The organism is Butyricicoccus sp. Marseille-Q5471, from assembly GCF_951230135.1.
Lineage (GTDB): Bacteria > Bacillota > Clostridia > Oscillospirales > Butyricicoccaceae > Agathobaculum.
The window spans coordinates 193,096-210,000 of record NZ_CATNVC010000001.1 but is presented as its reverse complement, the minus strand read 5'-3'; the positions used below and the strand labels follow the sequence as shown (position 1 = coordinate 210,000).

General features: G+C 55.2%; 23 protein-coding genes, 1 tRNA gene and 1 pseudogene. 13 read left to right on the top strand and 12 right to left on the bottom strand.

The genetic code is table 11. From position 1 onward, the window contains the following. The first annotated feature begins 36 nt into the window (after positions 1-36). The 3 genes from QOX26_RS01080 (at position 37) to QOX26_RS01070 (ending at position 2,495) form a co-directional block, all read left to right on the top strand. Positions 37-444: a phage holin family protein gene (locus tag QOX26_RS01080; protein ID WP_283673035.1), complete on the top strand. Its 408-nt coding sequence runs from the start codon at positions 37-39 to the stop codon at positions 442-444. A gap of 74 nt (positions 445-518) precedes the next feature. Further along, positions 519-1,262 (top strand): N-acetylmuramoyl-L-alanine amidase family protein, encoded by a 744-nt coding sequence (locus QOX26_RS01075; RefSeq protein ID WP_283673034.1) that lies wholly within the window; start codon positions 519-521, stop codon positions 1,260-1,262. Positions 1,263-1,421: 159 nt separating this feature from the next. After that, on the top strand, positions 1,422-2,495 hold the full coding sequence (locus QOX26_RS01070; protein ID WP_442870195.1) for a M23 family metallopeptidase: 1,074 nt from the start codon (positions 1,422-1,424) through the stop codon (positions 2,493-2,495). 61 nt (positions 2,496-2,556) lie between these two features. Here QOX26_RS01070 and QOX26_RS01065 read toward each other — a convergent pair whose 3' ends face one another. The 5 genes and pseudogenes from QOX26_RS01065 to QOX26_RS01045 all read right to left on the bottom strand — a co-directional run bounded on the left by QOX26_RS01065 (position 2,557) and on the right by QOX26_RS01045 (position 4,936). After that, entirely contained in the window at positions 2,557-4,080 is a 1,524-nt protein-coding gene (locus QOX26_RS01065) for a 4Fe-4S dicluster domain-containing protein (RefSeq protein ID WP_283673033.1), read from the bottom strand. Positions 4,081-4,148: 68 nt separating this feature from the next. After that, positions 4,149-4,388, bottom strand: coding sequence for a hypothetical protein (locus QOX26_RS01060; RefSeq protein WP_283673315.1), 240 nt, complete (start codon positions 4,386-4,388; stop codon positions 4,149-4,151). A gap of 40 nt (positions 4,389-4,428) precedes the next feature. Continuing rightward, positions 4,429-4,485, bottom strand: a pseudogene (locus tag QOX26_RS14315) (manganese catalase family protein); the annotation flags it as partial. Beyond that, the gene (locus QOX26_RS01050) at positions 4,485-4,742 is read right to left on the bottom strand and encodes a spore coat protein CotJB (RefSeq protein ID WP_283673032.1); all 258 of its coding nucleotides are present in this window, start codon (positions 4,740-4,742) and stop codon (positions 4,485-4,487) included. The gene QOX26_RS01050 and the pseudogene QOX26_RS14315, both read right to left, overlap by 1 nt. Beyond that, the gene (locus tag QOX26_RS01045; protein WP_283673031.1) at positions 4,739-4,936 is read right to left on the bottom strand and encodes a spore coat associated protein CotJA; all 198 of its coding nucleotides are present in this window, start codon (positions 4,934-4,936) and stop codon (positions 4,739-4,741) included. Before QOX26_RS01045 ends, QOX26_RS01050 begins: the two co-directional genes overlap by 4 nt. Before the next feature lie 312 nt (positions 4,937-5,248). On the opposite strand from QOX26_RS01045, the gene QOX26_RS01040 reads away from it, so the two are divergent. From QOX26_RS01040 to QOX26_RS01030, 3 genes are read left to right on the top strand one after another with little or no spacing between them, the layout of a single operon-like run. Next, positions 5,249-5,809, top strand: coding sequence for a TIGR01440 family protein (locus QOX26_RS01040; protein WP_283673030.1), 561 nt, complete (start codon positions 5,249-5,251; stop codon positions 5,807-5,809). A 7-nt stretch (positions 5,810-5,816) separates the two neighbouring features. Then, positions 5,817-6,533, top strand: a complete 717-nt coding sequence (locus tag QOX26_RS01035) for an HAD family hydrolase (RefSeq protein ID WP_283673029.1) — start codon at positions 5,817-5,819, stop codon at positions 6,531-6,533. 5 nt (positions 6,534-6,538) lie between these two features. Beyond that, positions 6,539-6,796 carry a TIGR03905 family TSCPD domain-containing protein gene (locus tag QOX26_RS01030; RefSeq protein WP_283673028.1) on the top strand — a complete coding sequence of 86 codons (258 nt, stop codon included), beginning with the start codon at positions 6,539-6,541 and terminating at the stop codon, positions 6,794-6,796. Positions 6,797-6,837: 41 nt separating this feature from the next. On the opposite strand, the gene mscL is transcribed toward QOX26_RS01030, so the two are convergent. The 3 genes from mscL to QOX26_RS01015 all read right to left on the bottom strand — a co-directional run bounded on the left by mscL (position 6,838) and on the right by QOX26_RS01015 (position 8,114). Beyond that, positions 6,838-7,251 carry a large conductance mechanosensitive channel protein MscL gene (gene mscL / locus QOX26_RS01025; RefSeq protein WP_283673027.1) on the bottom strand — a complete coding sequence of 138 codons (414 nt, stop codon included), beginning with the start codon at positions 7,249-7,251 and terminating at the stop codon, positions 6,838-6,840. Positions 7,252-7,292: 41 nt separating this feature from the next. Further along, the gene (locus QOX26_RS01020; RefSeq protein ID WP_283673026.1) at positions 7,293-7,970 is read right to left on the bottom strand and encodes a 4'-phosphopantetheinyl transferase family protein; all 678 of its coding nucleotides are present in this window, start codon (positions 7,968-7,970) and stop codon (positions 7,293-7,295) included. Positions 7,971-8,037: 67 nt separating this feature from the next. Continuing rightward, a tRNA-Arg gene (locus tag QOX26_RS01015) sits at positions 8,038-8,114 on the bottom strand. A gap of 221 nt (positions 8,115-8,335) precedes the next feature. On the opposite strand from QOX26_RS01015, the gene QOX26_RS01010 reads away from it, so the two are divergent. The 5 genes from QOX26_RS01010 to QOX26_RS00990 all read left to right on the top strand — a co-directional run bounded on the left by QOX26_RS01010 (position 8,336) and on the right by QOX26_RS00990 (position 12,002). Further along, a complete protein-coding gene (locus QOX26_RS01010; protein WP_283673025.1) occupies positions 8,336-9,712 on the top strand; it encodes a pyruvate carboxylase subunit B in 1,377 nt (458 codons plus the stop codon). Positions 9,713-9,715: 3 nt separating this feature from the next. Further along, complete coding sequence (locus QOX26_RS01005) at positions 9,716-10,033, top strand: OadG family transporter subunit (RefSeq protein ID WP_283673024.1); 318 nt, start codon at positions 9,716-9,718, stop codon at positions 10,031-10,033. Between the two features lie 14 nt (positions 10,034-10,047). After that, positions 10,048-10,428 carry a biotin/lipoyl-containing protein gene (locus QOX26_RS01000; RefSeq protein WP_283673023.1) on the top strand — a complete coding sequence of 127 codons (381 nt, stop codon included), beginning with the start codon at positions 10,048-10,050 and terminating at the stop codon, positions 10,426-10,428. Positions 10,429-10,443: 15 nt separating this feature from the next. After that, positions 10,444-11,613 (top strand): sodium ion-translocating decarboxylase subunit beta, encoded by a 1,170-nt coding sequence (locus tag QOX26_RS00995; RefSeq protein ID WP_283673022.1) that lies wholly within the window; start codon positions 10,444-10,446, stop codon positions 11,611-11,613. Positions 11,614-11,744: 131 nt separating this feature from the next. Further along, positions 11,745-12,002 (top strand): sporulation transcriptional regulator SpoIIID, encoded by a 258-nt coding sequence (locus QOX26_RS00990; RefSeq protein WP_283673021.1) that lies wholly within the window; start codon positions 11,745-11,747, stop codon positions 12,000-12,002. 56 nt (positions 12,003-12,058) lie between these two features. Here QOX26_RS00990 and QOX26_RS00985 read toward each other — a convergent pair whose 3' ends face one another. Beyond that, positions 12,059-12,301: an AbrB/MazE/SpoVT family DNA-binding domain-containing protein gene (locus tag QOX26_RS00985; protein WP_283673020.1), complete on the bottom strand. Its 243-nt coding sequence runs from the start codon at positions 12,299-12,301 to the stop codon at positions 12,059-12,061. Positions 12,302-12,389: 88 nt separating this feature from the next. On the opposite strand from QOX26_RS00985, the gene QOX26_RS00980 reads away from it, so the two are divergent. Beyond that, positions 12,390-12,974 (top strand): nucleoside recognition domain-containing protein, encoded by a 585-nt coding sequence (locus tag QOX26_RS00980; protein WP_283673019.1) that lies wholly within the window; start codon positions 12,390-12,392, stop codon positions 12,972-12,974. A gap of 139 nt (positions 12,975-13,113) precedes the next feature. Next, the gene (locus QOX26_RS00975; protein WP_283673018.1) at positions 13,114-13,632 is read left to right on the top strand and encodes a nucleoside recognition domain-containing protein; all 519 of its coding nucleotides are present in this window, start codon (positions 13,114-13,116) and stop codon (positions 13,630-13,632) included. Positions 13,633-13,787: 155 nt separating this feature from the next. Here the strand turns inward: QOX26_RS00975 and QOX26_RS00970 are convergent, their stop codons facing one another. The 3 genes from QOX26_RS00970 to QOX26_RS00960 form a co-directional block, all read right to left on the bottom strand. Continuing rightward, complete coding sequence (locus QOX26_RS00970) at positions 13,788-14,663, bottom strand: 3-hydroxyacyl-CoA dehydrogenase family protein (RefSeq protein ID WP_283673304.1); 876 nt, start codon at positions 14,661-14,663, stop codon at positions 13,788-13,790. 34 nt (positions 14,664-14,697) lie between these two features. Then, positions 14,698-15,513: an enoyl-CoA hydratase-related protein gene (locus tag QOX26_RS00965; protein ID WP_283673017.1), complete on the bottom strand. Its 816-nt coding sequence runs from the start codon at positions 15,511-15,513 to the stop codon at positions 14,698-14,700. Between the two features lie 88 nt (positions 15,514-15,601). Further along, positions 15,602-16,816 (bottom strand): acetyl-CoA C-acetyltransferase, encoded by a 1,215-nt coding sequence (locus QOX26_RS00960; protein ID WP_283673016.1) that lies wholly within the window; start codon positions 16,814-16,816, stop codon positions 15,602-15,604. Positions 16,817-16,905: the final 89 nt, after the last annotated feature.

The window sequence follows — 16,905 nt, the reverse complement described above, 5'->3', positions numbered from 1 at the left end:
CGGAGGATGGGGAAGCGCGTCAGGAAAGGAAAATCAATGGAACATATCATCTCTGCAATTAAATGGGCAGCGGCGGCAGTCGGCAGCGTCGCAGGACTGCTGCTTGGCAAGGCGGACGGATTGCTGTTCGCCCTGCTCGCGTTTATGGCGGTCGATTATCTGACCGGGATTTTGGTCGCGTGCCGGGAAAAAACACTGTCGAGCGAGGTCGGCTTTGCCGGACTTGCCAAAAAAGTGCTGATGCTGCTGCTCGTCGTCGTCGGCAACGTGCTCGATGTGCAGGTGCTCGGCGGTGGCGCGATCATGCGCAGCGCGGTCATCGCGTTTTATTTGGCAAACGAAGGACTGAGCATTTTGGAAAACGCGGGCAGCCTGGGCGTTCCGTATCCCGAGGCTCTGCGCGCCGTACTGGCGCAGCTGCGGGATAAGGAGGACGAGAGGTAAATTAAATCGCGAACACCGAACCGCTGCACTGCGTAGCATGTAGCAGAGCCAAAAGAATGGAGGAGGACAAACCGTTGAGCTATAAGAAAGTATTTATCGGCGTCGGTCACGGCGGCAGCGATCCCGGTGCGGCAGGCAACGGCCTGACCGAAAAAACGGTGAATCTCGTTGTGGCCAAGGCGCTGCGAGACGAACTGGAGCGCCACGATGTAGCCGTGCGTATGAGCCGCGAAACCGATGAGGATGATACCATCCAGCAGGAGGTGGCCGAGTGCAATGCCTATGCGCCCGATCTTGCGGTCGAAGTGCACACCAACGCGGGCGGCGGCAGTGGATTTGAGGTTTATATCTATCCCGGCGGCCAAATTGCGCGGACGCTTGCCGAACATATCGAAACCGAGGTTAAGGCAATCGGACAGAGCAGTCGGGGCATTAAAACCTCTACTACGTTTATGTGGGTGCGGTCGACGATCGCGCCTGCCGTGCTGTGCGAAGGCTTTTTTGTGGATGGGCCCGATCACACCAAGTTTAACACGCTGGAGAAGCAGTACGCCCTTGGCAGAGCTTATGCAAAGGGTGTGCTGAAAACGCTCGGGATTGAATTCAAGGAATTGAAAGAAGAGGAGCAGAATGAAATGAAACGTTACCGCACGGTGGAAGAGCTGCCCGAGGGTCTTCGTTCGGAGATTCAGGCACTGGTAGACTGCGGCGCGCTGAAGGGCGTCGGAGCAGGCGGTCTGGATATTACAGAGGATATGGCGCGCTGCATGATTGTCGCCAAACGCTATACCGATATCGCACTTGCCGAGCAGGCGTAACAAACCGCAGAAGCAGTCTCAACCGCTTGGTTGGGGCTGCTTTTTTCTACTGTAAAATGATTCTTGGGATAACAAAAAAATCAGCAAGCAATACTACTGCTGTGAAACTCAATCAAAATGGGGGTGTACAGGAAATTGTCATCCGGAAAGAAAAAAACATTGCTCTGGTTCTGTGTGCTGGCGTTTGGCATGGCGCTTTCGGCAGTATGGGTATCAATGACGGAAGATGCGTTTGTGCCGGCCGCGGCAGAAAGCACGGAACAGAGTACTAAGCAGGACAGCCTGATTAAATGGGTCGATTTCAATGTGCCCTGTGATGCGATGAAGAAGGCCATCGCACTGGATGTGGAATCGCAGGAGCAGCCGGTCAAACTGAATTTCATCGAACTGCTCGCCTATCTGGCGACGCAGAACGGGAATGATTTCAGCGGTTACAAGGATAAACAGCTTGATAAAATTGCCGAAACCCTAACCTCCGGCACGACTATGGACGAGCTGACAAAGGACTCAAAATACTATGCCTACTATCATCAGGCCTATTCGGCTGTGCTGTCCGGTCTGGTCGGCACATATGAGGTGGAGGTGCCGAACGAGGGCGCGGAGGGAACGCACTGGGAAAAACGTTATGGCATCAAGGCGTATTCGCCCATTGCGAAAAATTTTCCATATACCCACTATGATGACTTTGGAAATCGACGCTCCTACGGTTTTGAGCGTACCCATCTGGGCAATGACCTCATGGGGCAGGTGGGCACGCCGATCATCGCGGTTGAAAGCGGCGTGATTGAGGCGCTGGGTTGGAACCAGTATGGCGGCTGGCGCATCGGCATTCGCTCGCTGGATGGACAGCGGTACTACTACTATGCCCATCTGCGCAAGAATTTCCCGTACCGAAAGGATTTAGAAGTCGGCACGGCAGTGGCTGCGGGCGATGTCATCGGTTATCTGGGCCGTTCGGGCTACAGTACTGAGGAAAATGTGAACAATATTGAGACGCCGCATCTGCATTTTGGCATGCAGCTGATTTTCGATGAGTCGCAGAAGGAATGCAACAGCGAAATTTGGATTAATGTATATGAAATCATCCGTCTGTTGGATGGAAAACGTTCCGAAGTGGTGAAAAATGAGGAAACAAAGGATTACAGCCGCGTATACGGCTATCACGATTTGTCACCCCTCAGCGTGCAGCTTCCGTCCGGCGAGGCGGAGAAAAGCGGATCGCCGCAACAGTAGTACAAAAAAGTCCCTGACCAATCTGGTCAGGGACTTTTTACGTGCAGGATAAACGGGTGAATCAGTCAACCAGCTTGTCTAGCTCCTTGATATGCTCGGTTTCGTTCGAGGTTCGGTGCTCGGCCTGCTTGGCATAAAGACCAACAGCCACCTGCGATTTTTTGACCGGCTGCATCGTGCCCGCGCCTGCGACACACCCGCCAGGACAGGCCATGCCTTCCAGCAGGTATCCGTCATACTTGCCCGCCTTGGCAGCGGTCAGCAGCTTGCGGCACTCGCGCAGACCCTCCGCGCTGGCAACCTGAATCTCACGGTCGGGGAAGCGGTCGCGGATGACATTGACAACCGCCTGTGCCACGCCGCCGGAAACCGCGAAATTGCGTCCGTCGGTCGAAGCGTCGTTGACGCCGTGCGGATCTTCCTCGATGGTGGTCAGGTCAAGATCTCTTGCCGCAAAAATGCCCGACATCTCCTCAAAGGTCAGCACGAAGTCCACTTCGCTGCGCACGCTCCGGCGCATGGCCTCAAGCTTTTTGGCGGCGCATGGGCCGATGAAGACCACCTTGGCGTTGGGATGCTCGCGCTTGATGAGCCGTGCGGTCAGCGTCATGGGCGTGAGCGCCATCGAAACGCAGTGTGCGTAATCGGGGAACAGCTTTTTCGCCATCACCGACCAGGCGGGACAACAGGAGGTTGCCATAAAGGGCAGCTTTTCGGGCACTTCCTTGACAAAATCCTCGGCTTCCTGCGTTGCGCACAGGTCTGCGCCGACCGCAACCTCGATAATATCGGCAAAGCCGAGCTGCATCATCGCGGCGCGCAGCTTGCCCGGGGTCACCTTGGGGCCAAACTGGCCGACGAAGGCCGGCGCGACCGCCGCATATACACGCTCACCCGACTGCATGGCGCGGATGACCTGAAAAATCTGCGACTTATCCGCGATTGCGCCAAAGGGACAGTTGACCAGACACATGCCGCAGGACACACACTTATCGTAATCGATATGCGCTTTGCCGTTCTTGTCGTTTTGGATGGCGTCCATGCCGCAGGCAGCAGCACAGGGGCGTTCCTGCCGGATGATGGCGTGGTACGCGCACACATCGACACAGCGGCCGCACTTGATGCACTTTTCCTGATCGATATGCGACCGGCCGCTGTAACGGTCAAGCGTGATGGCATCCTTGGGGCAGACCTCAACACAGGGGTGTGCCAAACAGCCCTGGCAGCCGTCGGTGACGAATACATGATTTTCCTTGCAGCCGTTGCAGGCGAATTTTATCACATTAATCAGCGGCGGGGTATAATAAGTTTCGGGCTTGTCCGCCGCCGTGATGTTGTCGGACAGAGGAGCATGCTCCGCAGCGTTGCGGCAGGGCAGTCCCATGGCAAGCCGGAGTCGCTCGCCCACAATGGCGCGCTCCAGAAAAATATCATTGCGGAAATTGCCAACCTCGCCCGGGATGATTTCGTAAGGAAGTGCTTCGATGCGGCTCTCAGCCGGATGCTCGGTGTCATAGGCCATACGGGCCACTTCGGTGAAAATCCGATGCCGGATTTCCTGAATACGAGTCTCTACGCCTCTCATTGATCGTGTCTCCCTCTTAATGATAATTGGGTTGAAATTGCGATATGATACTATTAGGATATCGTAAATCAGCCGCCTTGTAAAGCGGCAAGTTGTAGAAAAATTAACAAACCAAACATCGTATTTTTGCGACTTTGGTGTGTTGCAGAAAATGGGTTTCGCAATTGCGCTGCAAGTTCCTGCCATACATCAAGTATTGCCGTAAAATCGCACCTCATTCGGACGCAGGTTTTGCCGCAATCTCCAACCGCCAAAGGCTGCGGCCTGCCGGGGATGAAATGCACCGGAAAAGTATCTCCTTTTACCATTTGCACCACCAAGCTGCGTGATTACAATCTTTGCAGCTGCCGGATCGGGATTTTTAATTTTAACGGGGAATTGAAGTCTCTTATCGTACGACCACATCAGTTGTCAGCTCCTTCCCAAGGCCACGGATCGTCGATCCAGTGCCACACACCGCTTCGCGTATCGGTTTCGCGGGCGGTCAGCGGACCGAAGGCGTCCTCGTATTCGGCCGCAGCCTTGTCGAAGGCCTCACGCATTTTGTTATAGTACGCCAGCGCTGCGCTGTTCTTGGGATGGCCGTCGAGGTATTCAATGACGTCGACCAAGGCAAGGTCATACATGCGCACGCGGTTGAGTAGTTTTTCGCGTTCGTTCATCGCGGCAGCGCCTCCTCTCCGAGGAAGGGTTTATCAAGCGAAGGGAAGATTGTGCCGCGCGCGAGCGCGAGCGAAGGATCATATGGGGTCTCAAAGCTCTGCGCGGGCACAAAACCCATCGCGAGTGAGAGCAGACGCGGATCAATGCTGTCTGCCGGCAGCGCCTGACCCATGTCTTTGGATTGCATATTCATAGGCGGTTGCTCCTTGTTGATAGTTACTGGTTGAGGTTGAACCTCATTCCAGTCTATGCCGCAGGTAAATATGCGGTTACCCCGTGCCAAAACGGCGCCGCTGTGATATAATAGCCGTAAAGTGGCTATTATACGATTTATTTTATGATTATACCATCAGCGGCGTATCGCCTGTGATTGCTATTAAGTTTTTCGTGCCGCTGTGGTATAATGGTCACAGCAGTTAGAACATGGTTTCATCAAAAGGACGGTTTGCGGCGGTATGAAGTATACGCCTGCCACCGCAGAAGTCAGCAAAAGGAGCGCAGAAGAATGGAACTTTCTGAGATTAAAGAACAATGCGCCGCAGCAGCGGCACAGGTCTGTGACGCGGCCGGTCTGCGTGCGGGCGATTTGTTTGTTGTCGGCTGTTCGTCGAGCGAAATCACCGGTGAGAAAATCGGCACACATTCGAGCGTCGAGGTGGCGGAAGCCGTCTTTGAGGGCATTGAACAAACACTGCGGGAGCGCAATGTTTTCCTTGCCGCGCAGTGCTGTGAGCATCTCAATCGCGCACTGATTGTAGAACGAGCCGTGTTTGAGCGGTTTGGCCTCGATCAGGTCAATGCAATCCCGCAACCCAAGGCGGGCGGTTCGTTTGCAACGACAGCCTATCGGCGGTTTGCCGATCCGGTTGCGGTCGAGACACTGCGGCAGTCCGCCAAGGCCGGTATGGACATCGGCGGCACGCTGATTGGCATGCACATTCATCCGGTGGTCGTACCGCTGCGCATCGGATATCAAAAAATCGGCGAAGCAACGCTGATTTGTGCGCGGATGCGACCGAAGTTTGTCGGCGGAAGCCGTGCGGTCTATGATGAAACATTAATGTGAGGATAAAATGAGTTTAAAGGCAGTATTTTTTGATTTGGACGATACGCTGTACGGCAGCTTCAAGGCGTGTGACCGGCAGGGTTACGCGTACATTGCAGCCTATGCCGAACGCGAGTTGGGCGTATCGGGAGAGATGATGTTACAGGCATTTGCCGATTACCGTGCACAAATTGCACGGATGCAGCCCGGTAAGCCGCCAATCCATGACCGCGTGGTTGTGGCACAGGGGGCGTTGGAAAGCTTGGGTCTGAACGCGGTGCGCCATGCGCGCGCCGTGCACCGTGCGTACTGGCAGGGTGTGTTCGATACGATGGAGTTGCGCGAGGGCGTGCCCGAACTGCTGCGCGAACTGCGCACGGCGGGCATCAAGACCGCGGTCGTGACCGATATGCTGTCGGACATCCAGATGGAAAAGCTTGAACTGCTGGGACTGGCGGACGAGGTGGACTATCTGGTCTCAAGCGAGCAGGCGGGACAGGATAAGCCTGCACCGCAGATTTTCTGGCTAGCGCTGCAAAAATGCGGCTGCCTGCCCGAAGAGGCGGTCATGGTGGGCGATAATTTTGTACATGATGTGCAGGGCGCACTCGACTGCGGCATTCCGGGGATTTGGCTCAACTGGAACGATCAGCCGCAGCCGACGGATCGCCGTGCATACACTGAAGTAAAGACGTTTGCGCAGGTGGCCGCCCAGGTACGCGGCCGTCTCGCATCAGGAGGATGAGATAGATGCAGCACTATGACTATAAACCGCGCGGCGTATGCCCGATGAAGATCTCGTTTGATCTCGAGGGTGATACCGTGCATAACGTATCCTTTGCCGGCGGCTGCAATGGCAATTTGCAGGCAATCAGCCGAGTGGTAGAGGGAATGACCGTAGATCAGGTCGAAGGGTACTTCAAGGGGATTTCGTGCGGCGGGCGCGGCACCAGCTGTTCCGATCAGCTGGCGACAGCCGTACGCACTGCACTTGATCAAGACGAATGAGAGCAAAGAAGCTCTCCTGATGTTCAGGAGAGCTTCTTTTTTTATTCAGTCGGCTGCTCGGACGTGCAGTGCGGGCAGCGTGTTGCTTTGATGTTGATTTCGCTCAGGCAATAGGGGCAGGTTTTGGTGGTCGGTGCGGCAGCCGGTTCGGACTTTTTGCCTAGCATCGTCATGCGGTTAACCACTTTAATCATGCAGAACAGTACAAAGGCCATGATAATAAAGTTGACGACCGTCGTTAAAAACGCACCGTATTTGAAAGTAGCACCAAGCAGCGTGACGGAATACTGGTCGAAATTTGCACCGCCCAGCATGCCGATAATCGGAGAAATCAGGTTCTCGGTAAAAGAGGTGACGATGGAGGAGAATGCACCGCCGATAATCACGCCGATGGCCATATCCATCACATTGCCGCGCAGGGCAAAGGTCTTGAATTCCTGCACAAATTTTTTCATATTATGTACACCTTTCGTAATTTTTGGAGATTATATCATCATTATGTCGAAAAAGCAAGCGGTTCGTCTAAAATCGTAAGCGTCGGCGCGGATGCATGGGCTTGCTGCTCACATAACCCGACACAATAGCCGTCAGCCGCCGCAAAGGGGAGCAGGGTGAGGGTGTAGGGGACAACGGGCTTGTCCGCGTGCAGCACCGGGGGAGCGCCAAGCTCAATCCAAAAGCTGCGCAGCGGCAGGGCAAGTCCCTGTCCGGTCGCCTTGACAAAGGCCTCCTTGAGTACCCAGAGCGCGTAAAACGCATTGTCATGCTGCGTTGCGGGCAAGCTGCGGAGTAACCGTACTTCCTCCTCGTGAAAAAAGCGTGCGGCGATATCGCGACGTCCGTCCGTGCAGCGCTCAATATCAACACCGACCGGATGGTCAGACAGGGCACATACCGCCCACTCGCCCGCGTGGGACAGGCTGAAGCAGCAGCCCGGATGATGGGCGAAATACGGTTTTCCCTGCGGGGCAATTGAAATTTCAAGCGGCTGTGTCAGCGCCGGAACGTGCAGAGCGACTGCGCGGCTCAGCAGTACCGACGCGGCAAATGACTGCGCGCGGCCGGAACCGTGCAGGCGGTCAATGTAGGCAAGCCGGTCAGGCGAAAGCAAGGCACGAAGCGTCGGCTCATCCGGACTTACAGCGCAGATGCGCATGGCATAAACAGCGGTCACAAAACAACCTTCTCAGGCGAAAGTCGGGATAAAAAGACAGCCGCTTACGTTCCGTAAGCGGCCACGCTGGCACCCTTGGCGAGACTCGAACTCACTACCTTTCGCTTAGGAGGCGAACGCTCTATCCAGGTGAGCTACAAGGGCATATCCCGCTCGAACCATCATACCGCATGAGATGCCAAAAGTCAACCTTACCGCGGCGAATAGGGAGGGCGGGGCTTGGAGAATTTTATCTGCTAAATTCGTAAAAGAATAACCATTGCAAAGCGTGACCGGAAAGTGTTATGATATCATTAGTTAGAATGGGGGAAAAGGGATTGTTTTTCCCGAAATCCCTCGTTCACGAATAAAGGAGGTCAAATTCCGTGAAGCAAATGCACATCACAGAAACGGTTTTGCGCGATGCGCAGCAGTCGCTGATTGCGACCCGCATGCCGTTTGAAGATTTCGCACCCGTGCTTGATGATATGGACAAGGCCGGCTATCATTCTATTGAGTGCTGGGGTGGTGCAACGTTCGATTCCTGCCTGCGTTATCTGAACGAAGATCCGTGGGAGCGCCTGCGCAACATCAAGTCACACATGAAGAACACCAAGCTGCAGATGCTGCTGCGCGGTCAAAACCTGCTCGGCTATCATCACTATTCGGATGACACCGTGCGCCGTTTTGTGCGCAAATCCATCGAGAACGGCATGGATATCATCCGCATTTTTGATGCGCTCAACGATCTGCGCAACATTGAAACCGCGGTGGACGAATGCCTGAAGGCGGGCGGTCATGCGCAGGGCTGTATCTGCTATACGCTCAGCCCGATTCACAACCTCGATATGTTTGTGGCACTCGGCCGTGAAATTGAGAAAATGGGCTGCAACAGCCTGTGTATTAAGGATATGGCGGGCATCATGTCGCCGCAGGAGTGCTTCGATCTGGTCACTGCGCTGCGGGAGAATATCTCGCTGCCGATTTACGTGCACACCCATGCGACCACAGGTCTTGGCTATATGACCTATCTCAAGGCCGCCGAGGCGGGCGCTGCGGGCATTGACTGCGCAACCTCGTGTTTCTCGGGCGGCACCAGCCAGCCTGCGACCGAGTCGCTCGTTTATGCGCTGACGCAGATGGGATTTGACTGTGGCGTAAAAACGGCAGCGCTGAAAAAAGTGAATGATTTCTTCCTGCCGGTTGAGCAGAAGTTCGCCGACTCGGGTGTATTCGACCCCTATGTGCTGTCGACCAAGGCAGATGCACTGGTCTACCAGATTCCGGGCGGTATGCTGTCTAACCTGGTCGCACAGCTCAAGGCACAGAACGCGATTGACAAGCTCGACGCAGTGCTCGAAGAGACGCCGCGCGTGCGTGCGGATCTCGGCTATCCGCCGCTCGTCACGCCGCTGTCCCAGATGGTCGGCGTACAGGCGACGGTGAACGTGCTCTTCGGCCGCTACAAGACGGTTGGCAAGGAGATTAAGAACTATATCCGCGGCGAATACGGCAAGGCGCCGGGAACGATTGATCCTGCGCTTGCAAAGCAGGTGCTTGGAGACGAGCAGCCGATGACCGGCCGCTTTGCGGATACTATGGAGCCTGAGTTTGAGAAGGCGAAGGCCTATCTCGGAGACCGCGCGGAGAGCGAGGAGGATGTACTTTCCTACATCGCCTTCCCGCAGCAAGCGGAGCAGTATTTTGAGCAGCGGGCAGCCAAAAAGCCGCTTGTTGTGCAGTTCAGCATTAAGGAGGCATAAGAGATGAGCATCTCAACGGAATCATTACTTGTTGCCCTTTCAGGCATTGTGATTGTATTTATCATGCTGGCCGCACTGTCGCTGTTGATTGTCGGCCTTTCCCGTATCGTCGGTTCGCTGGCGGGGAATAAGCCGGCGGCGGCCGCACCCGCACCTGCACCTGCACCGCGTCCGGCACCGGCAGCTGCGCCGGCTGCGCCTGCACCCGTGCAGCTCTCGGGTGTGAGCGATTTGACCGCAGCCTGCATCATGGCAATTGTCAGCGATGAGCTGGGCACTACGCCCGATCAGCTTGTCTTTCGTTCAATCAAGGCATTGTAAGGGGGAAAAATATCATGAAATATATTGTAACGCTCAATGGCAAACAGTATGAGGTTGAAGTGGAAAAGGGGCAGGCAACTGCCGTGCTGCAAGGCAATGCACCGGCAGCAGCGGCTGCACCTGCACCGGCAGCTACTCCGGCAGCAGCAGCGGCACCTGCGCCCGCAGCGGCGCCTGCGGCCGGCGGAGAGACGGTTGCGGCTCCCATGCCCGGCACCATTTTGGATGTGCGCTGTGCCGCGGGTCAGGCAGTTAAGTCGGGTGATGTGCTATTCATTCTGGAAGCGATGAAAATGGAAAATGAGATCTGTGCGCCGCATGACGGCGTGGTCTCCGCAGTCAGCGTGCAGAAGGGTGCAGCGGTCGATACCGGCGCTACCCTTTGCACAATGTAATGGGAGGCAAAGGGCATGGGTGACTTTTCCTTCGTAGAAATCATGGGGAAAATCCTGAGCGAGTCCGGCTTTGCGGCAATGATCAAGGACCCCCGATCGCTGATTATGATTGTCATTGCCTGCGTGCTGCTGTACCTGGGCATCGGCAAGAAATTTGAACCGCTGCTGCTTGTGCCGATTGCGTTCGGCATTCTGCTTGCAAACTTCCCGTTGACCGGCCTGCTGAACGGCCCTGCCGTTGCGGCGGACGGCAGCATGACCAGTCCCGGCATGCTCTGGGTGTTTTATCAGGGTGTGCAGCACGCGATTTACCCGTCTATCATCTTTCTGGGCATCGGCGCGATGACCGACTTCGGCCCGCTGATTGCCCGCCCCTCGTCGATGTTGCTCGGCGCTGCGGCGCAGTTCGGTATTTTTTCGGCATTTCTGCTGGCATTGGCGCTGGGCTTTCCGGGCAATGTCGCGGCGGCCATCGGTGTTATTGGCGGCGCGGACGGCCCGACAGCAATCCTTACAGCGTCCAAGCTCGCACCGTCTTATCTGCCTGCCATCGCCATTGCGGCGTATTCCTACATGGCGCTCATTCCCATGATTCAGCCGCCGCTGATGCGTCTGATGACCACGCAGAAGGAGCGCGAAATCAAGATGGAGCAGCTGCGTCCGGTTTCCAAGGCAGAAAAGATCGTGTTCCCGATTGCGGTTGCGATTATTGTCATCGGACTGATTCCGGAAACTGCGCCGCTGATTGGCATGCTGATGCTCGGCAACCTGTTCCGCGAGTGCGGCGTGGTAGACCGTCTGTCGGACACCGCGCAGAATGCGCTTTGCAATATCGTGACCATTTTCCTCGGACTGTCGGTCGGCTGCAAGGCGATTGCAGAGAACTTCCTGACGTTTGAGACCATTAAAATCATCCTGCTCGGCCTGCTTGCCTTCATGCTGTCGACCGTCGGCGGTCTGCTGTTCGGCAAAATCATGTGCAAGCTGTCTGGCGGCAAGATTAACCCGCTGATCGGCTCTGCAGGCGTATCCGCAGTACCGATGGCTGCACGTGTGGCGCAGGTGGAAGGACAGAAGGCAAACCCGGCCAACTTCCTGCTGATGCATGCCATGGGTCCGAACGTGGCGGGCGTTATCGGCTCTGCTGTCGCAGCCGGCTTTATGATTAAGGTATTCGGCGGTTGATTCCGTTCCCAAAAGAGCAATCCCGGTGCATATGCACCGGGATTTTTTTGCGCTTTGCAGCTCGTTCTATCCGCCTTTGTCCCTGCATAGACTGTTAACAACTTGAGCGTGAAATGGCAGGGGGGACGACTGTGAAAGGGTTACCCGAAGAACGCGCGGTACAGCTCGCGCAGTATATGATTGAGACCGGAGCAACCGTACGGCAGACCGCAGCGAGGTTTGGAATTTCCAAATCGACCGTACATAAGGATATTACAACGCGGCTGCGCCAGCTCAACCGACCGCTGTATGACAGGGTGCAGGATGTGCTGCGCAAAAACAAAAGCGAACGCCATATCCGCGGCGGCATGGCAACGCGTGAGAAATATCGTGCAGCCAAGGCGGAGTGAGGAAAAACAGCGGCCGCTCTCAAACGAGAGCGGCCGCTGTAAGTACACGAGGTATTTTATAAACCACCGATTTCACGGATGCAGTTAGCGCATACGTTTTTACCCTTGTAGTGGGTAACGTCCTTTGCGTTGCCGCAGAATACGCAGGCGGGCTCGTACTTTTTCAGCACGATTTGATTACCATCCACATAGATTTCGAGGGCATCCTTTACCTCGATATCCAGGGTTCTGCGAAGCTCGATCGGCAATACAATACGTCCCAGTTCATCGACCTTTCTTACAATACCAGTTGACTTCATGTGTTTGAACACTCCTTCATTTCCTTGATTCCTATATCACTAAACCCATTTTTGGGTAAAAGTGCCAACAGAGGGGAGGGGAAAGCCTATGCTTTCCGCAGTTTGGGTAGCTTTTCTTGTGCTCGCGTTAGTGTGCGGCGCAGCCACCGGCCGATTGGACGCAGTTACTGCGGCCGTCAGCTCAGGTGCGGCGGAAGCGGTAACGCTTGCAATCAGCATTACAGGTTTGATGTGCTTTTGGAGCGGCATGATGGAACTCATCAGCGCTTCCGGGCTTGCGGAAAAGCTGGCGCGGTTGCTGCAGCCGGTGCTGCGACCATTATTCGGCGCGGCATCAAAAGACCGCGAAGCCATGGAAGCCGTCAGCGCAAACGTAACAGCGAATCTCCTTGGCCTGTCCAACGCGGCAACGCCCCTTGGCCTAAAGGCTGTCGACCGACTGTATACGGTCGAAGGGCGGCACGGCTCGCCGGACGCGGTATTAACATTGATTACACTGAATACTGCCTCGATTCAAATCATCCCCTCAACCGTTGCCGCAGTACGTGCGGCCAGTGGCTCGCCCACGCCGTTTGATATTATGCCGGCGGTTTGGGTTGCCTCAATCGCTTCGGTGGCCGTCGTGCTGCTTAGCGGGCGGTTGCTGCGGCCGTTCTTTCCTGACGAAAATTAGCGGGAAATGCGCCGCGCTATTACAATTTGTATTATTGCATAGGCAGTATGTGAAATATGTCGAATTTACGGGAATTACCAAAAATTCCTTTACATTTTTTAGGTGACAAAAAACGACCGGAAGGGAAGATGCGCATATTATGGCAATATGGCAAAGCGCACTGGTGCCGCTCCTGCTTGCAGCGGTTGCAGTATACGCGTTGTATAATGGTGTGGATGTGTTTCCAACCTTTTTGCGCGGTGCGAAAAGCGGCTTAAAGACCGCTGTCAGCATTCTGCCGACGATGATTGGGATGCTGACGGTCGTTTATATGCTGCGCGCCTCGGGCGCGATTGATCTGGCGGCAGCGGCACTTGCGCCGGCACTGCAATTTTTTGGCATTCCGCAGGAATGTGCAGCGCTGACCCTGCTCAAGCCAATCAGCGGCGGCGGGGGTCTGGCGCTCGGCAGTGAAATTATGCAGCGCTTCGGGCCGGACAGCTATGCCGGCCGTGTCGCGGCGGTAATGTTGGGCGCTTCAGAGACCAGCCTGTACACGCTGAGCGTATACGGGGGTCATATAGGGCTCAGCCGTATGAGATATGCCATTGTCGCAGCCCTTTGTGCTGATTTAACAGCGTTTGTGGTGTCCGCGGCTATGGTTCGCATCTTATTCTGATACTTATCCATTATATCGCGTTCATTCGACAAAATCCATAGAATGACATAAAATTCGTTGGAATAAACAAATAAAAAAGCTAGGAATTGTGCATAAAAGAAAACCGGGCTGCAAAACTCTTGTTTTGCAGCCCGGTTCTTTTTTATTTTGCGAGATTACTTAACAATTTCCTTGCCGAAAGGACCGTCATAATCAAAGAAGCCCTTGCCGGTCTTAACGCCAAGCCAGCCTGCACGCACCATTTTACGCAGCAGCGGATGCGGACGGTACTTGGTATCACCGGTTTCGTAATACAGGTTTTCCATGATTGCGAGGTTTACATCATGGCCGACCAGGTCGGCGGTGTGGAGCGGGCCGGAACGCATGCTGGCGCCGTTCTGCATCGCAAGATCGATGTCGGCGGGAGATGCGATGCCGTCTGCATAAATGCCGATGGCCTCGTTAATCATCGGGATTAACATACGGTTTACAACAAAGCCGGGGCCTTCATGTACAGCGACCGGCGTCTTGCCGAGTGCGGTCATCAGATCAAACGCAAACTGGAAGGTTTCATCCGAAGTCTGAATTGCACGAACGACTTCAACCAGCTTCATGATCTGAGCGGGGTTAAAGAAGTGGCAGCCGATGAACTTATCAGCACGATGCGGGATGGAGGCTGCCATCTCGGTGATGGACAGACCCGAGGTGTTGGATGCAAAGATCGTATGAGCGGGGCAGATGCCGTCCAGCTCGCGCAGCAGATCCTTCTTGAGGTCCATGCGCTCCAGAATGACCTCCATAACGAAGTCGGCATCGTTTGCTTCCTTGCGGTCAACAGCGGTCGACAGACGGGACATACGATCCGCCTTGTCCTCAGCCGTTAGCTTACCCTTGCTGACCAGGAAGGACAGGTCGCTGTCGATAATCGAAATACCACGGTCGATGAACTCCTGCTTAATATCAAACAGCTTGACAGTGTGTCCGCCGTTCAGAAAAACTTCTGCGATACGAGCACCCATGTTACCAGCGCCGAATACACATACTTTCATGATAAATTTCCTCTCTTCTCTCACTCCGATGGGGGAATTACTTGTTCTGGAATTCCTTGGCCGGCTTGTCGCGGTTCTTATCCAGGAACCATGCCATGCCGTACTTCTGATCCTCGGTCGCGAAGCACTGGCCAAAGCAGTTGCCCTCGAACTTCAGGGCGGAGTTCAGATCGGTCTGCATGCCGACGTTTACCGCTTCCTTTACCAGAGAAACGGCGATGGGAGCCTGTGCTGCAATCTCTTCTGCCAGCTTCATGGCTTCGTCCATCAGGTTCTCGAGCGGATAAACGTAGTTGACCAGACCCATGTCCAGTGCGTCCTGTGCAGAGTAGTTTGCACGTGCGGTGTACAGCATCTCCTTAGCCTTGCCGATGCCGACAAAACGAGCCAGACGCTGGGTGCCGCCGCAGCCCGGGGTAATGCCCAGACCAACTTCGGGCTGACCGAAGTTCGCGTTTTCGGAAGCAAGGCGGATGTCGCAGGACATTGCCAGCTCGCAGCCGCCGCCCAGGCAGAAGCCGTTGATGGCAGCGATAACCGGGCGCTTGAAGTTTTCAATCTTCCAGCAGACACGGTTGGACTCATTGCCGAACAGCTTGCCTTCCGCGCAGGTCTTGGTGGCCATCTCGGAGATATCAGCGCCTGCAACGAAGGAGTTAACGGTCTTGCCCTTCTTGTTTACGATGGAAGAACCGGTAAGTACGACACAGTATACGTCATCCATCGCTGCGACAGAGTCAAATGCCTCTTCGAGCTGGGCGTACATGTCAGTGGAAAGGGCATTCATTGCCTGCATGTGCTCAATCTTAACGACGGCTACATGGCCCTTTTTCTCAACTACAACATCAGACATTGGTAAGACTTCCCTTCAAAATAGTTGTCAATATGAATTGAATTGTTTATATGTATGGGGGCTTTGGAAGCCCCCACAGATATTGAAATTACTTGCAGAGCTCGTCACGCTCTACGATGATGGCTTCGCCCATACCGCCGCCGATGCACATGGTGGCCAGACCGATGGTCAGGTCGCGCTTGATCATTTCATAGATCAGGGTGGTGGTGATTCGGCAGCCTGCTGCACCGATCGGGTGACCCAGTGCAATTGCGCCGCCGTTGACGTTGACCTTATCCATGTCAAAGCCAAGGGTTGCATTCACTGCGGCAGCCTGTGCGGCAAATGCCTCGTTGGACTCGATCAGGTCGAGGTCGGCAACGGTCAGGCCGGCACGCGCGAGCGCCTGCTTGGTAGACTCAATCGGGCCTACGCCCATGATGGAGGGATCGCAGCCGACAGAGCCGTGCGAACGAATCTTAGCGAGGGGCTTAATGCCGTGCGCCTTAACAAAGTCCTCGGAAGCAACGATCATTGCAGCGCCTGCATCGTTGATGCCGGAAGCGTTGCCTGCGGTTACTGTGCCGTCCTTCTTGAACGCGGGGCGCAGCTTGGACAGGATTTCGAGCGTGGTGTTGGCCTTGACGTACTCGTCGGTGTCAAACACGATCTCGTTCTTCTTCTGCTTGACGGTCATGGGGACGATTTCGTCCTTGAAACGGCCGGAAGCAATTGCGGCTGCAGCCTTCTGCTGGGATGCCAGTGCGATGGCGTCCTGCATCTCGCGGGTGATACCGTACTTCTCAGCAACGTTTTCCGCGGTGATACCCATGTGGTACTGATTGAATACGTCGAACACGCCGTCGTAAACCATCATGTCGACCATCTTGATGTCGCCCATACGTGCGCCCCAACGGGTGTTGTGGGAAATGTAGGGAGCACCGGACATGGACTCGCAGCCGCCGGCCAGAATGCACTGGTCGTCACCCGAACGGATGACCTGACCTGCAAGGGAGAGTGCGCGCATCGAGGAGCCGCAAACCTTGTTAACGGTCATTGCGGGGGTCTCGAGCGGCATACCGATGCCGAGGGATACCTGACGAGCAACGTTCTGGCCGACGCCGCCCTGCAGCACCTGACCGAACAGCACTTCGTCAATCGCGGAAAGTTCGATGCCGGCGCGCTCAACAGCGCCCTTTGCTGCAGCGATGCCCAGCTTGGAAGAATGTACATCGCGCAGGGTGCCGCCGTAAGAACCGATTGCGGTACGGGCAGCGGAGCAAATGTAGACGTTCATTGGTTTTTTCTCCTTTTCTTCTCTCACATCCCGCCGACTGATTCGGCCGGATAACACAGGTGGGATACTACTCTATGAGCAGCTGCCCGGTGCATAGGGCACAGAGCAGCCAGCAC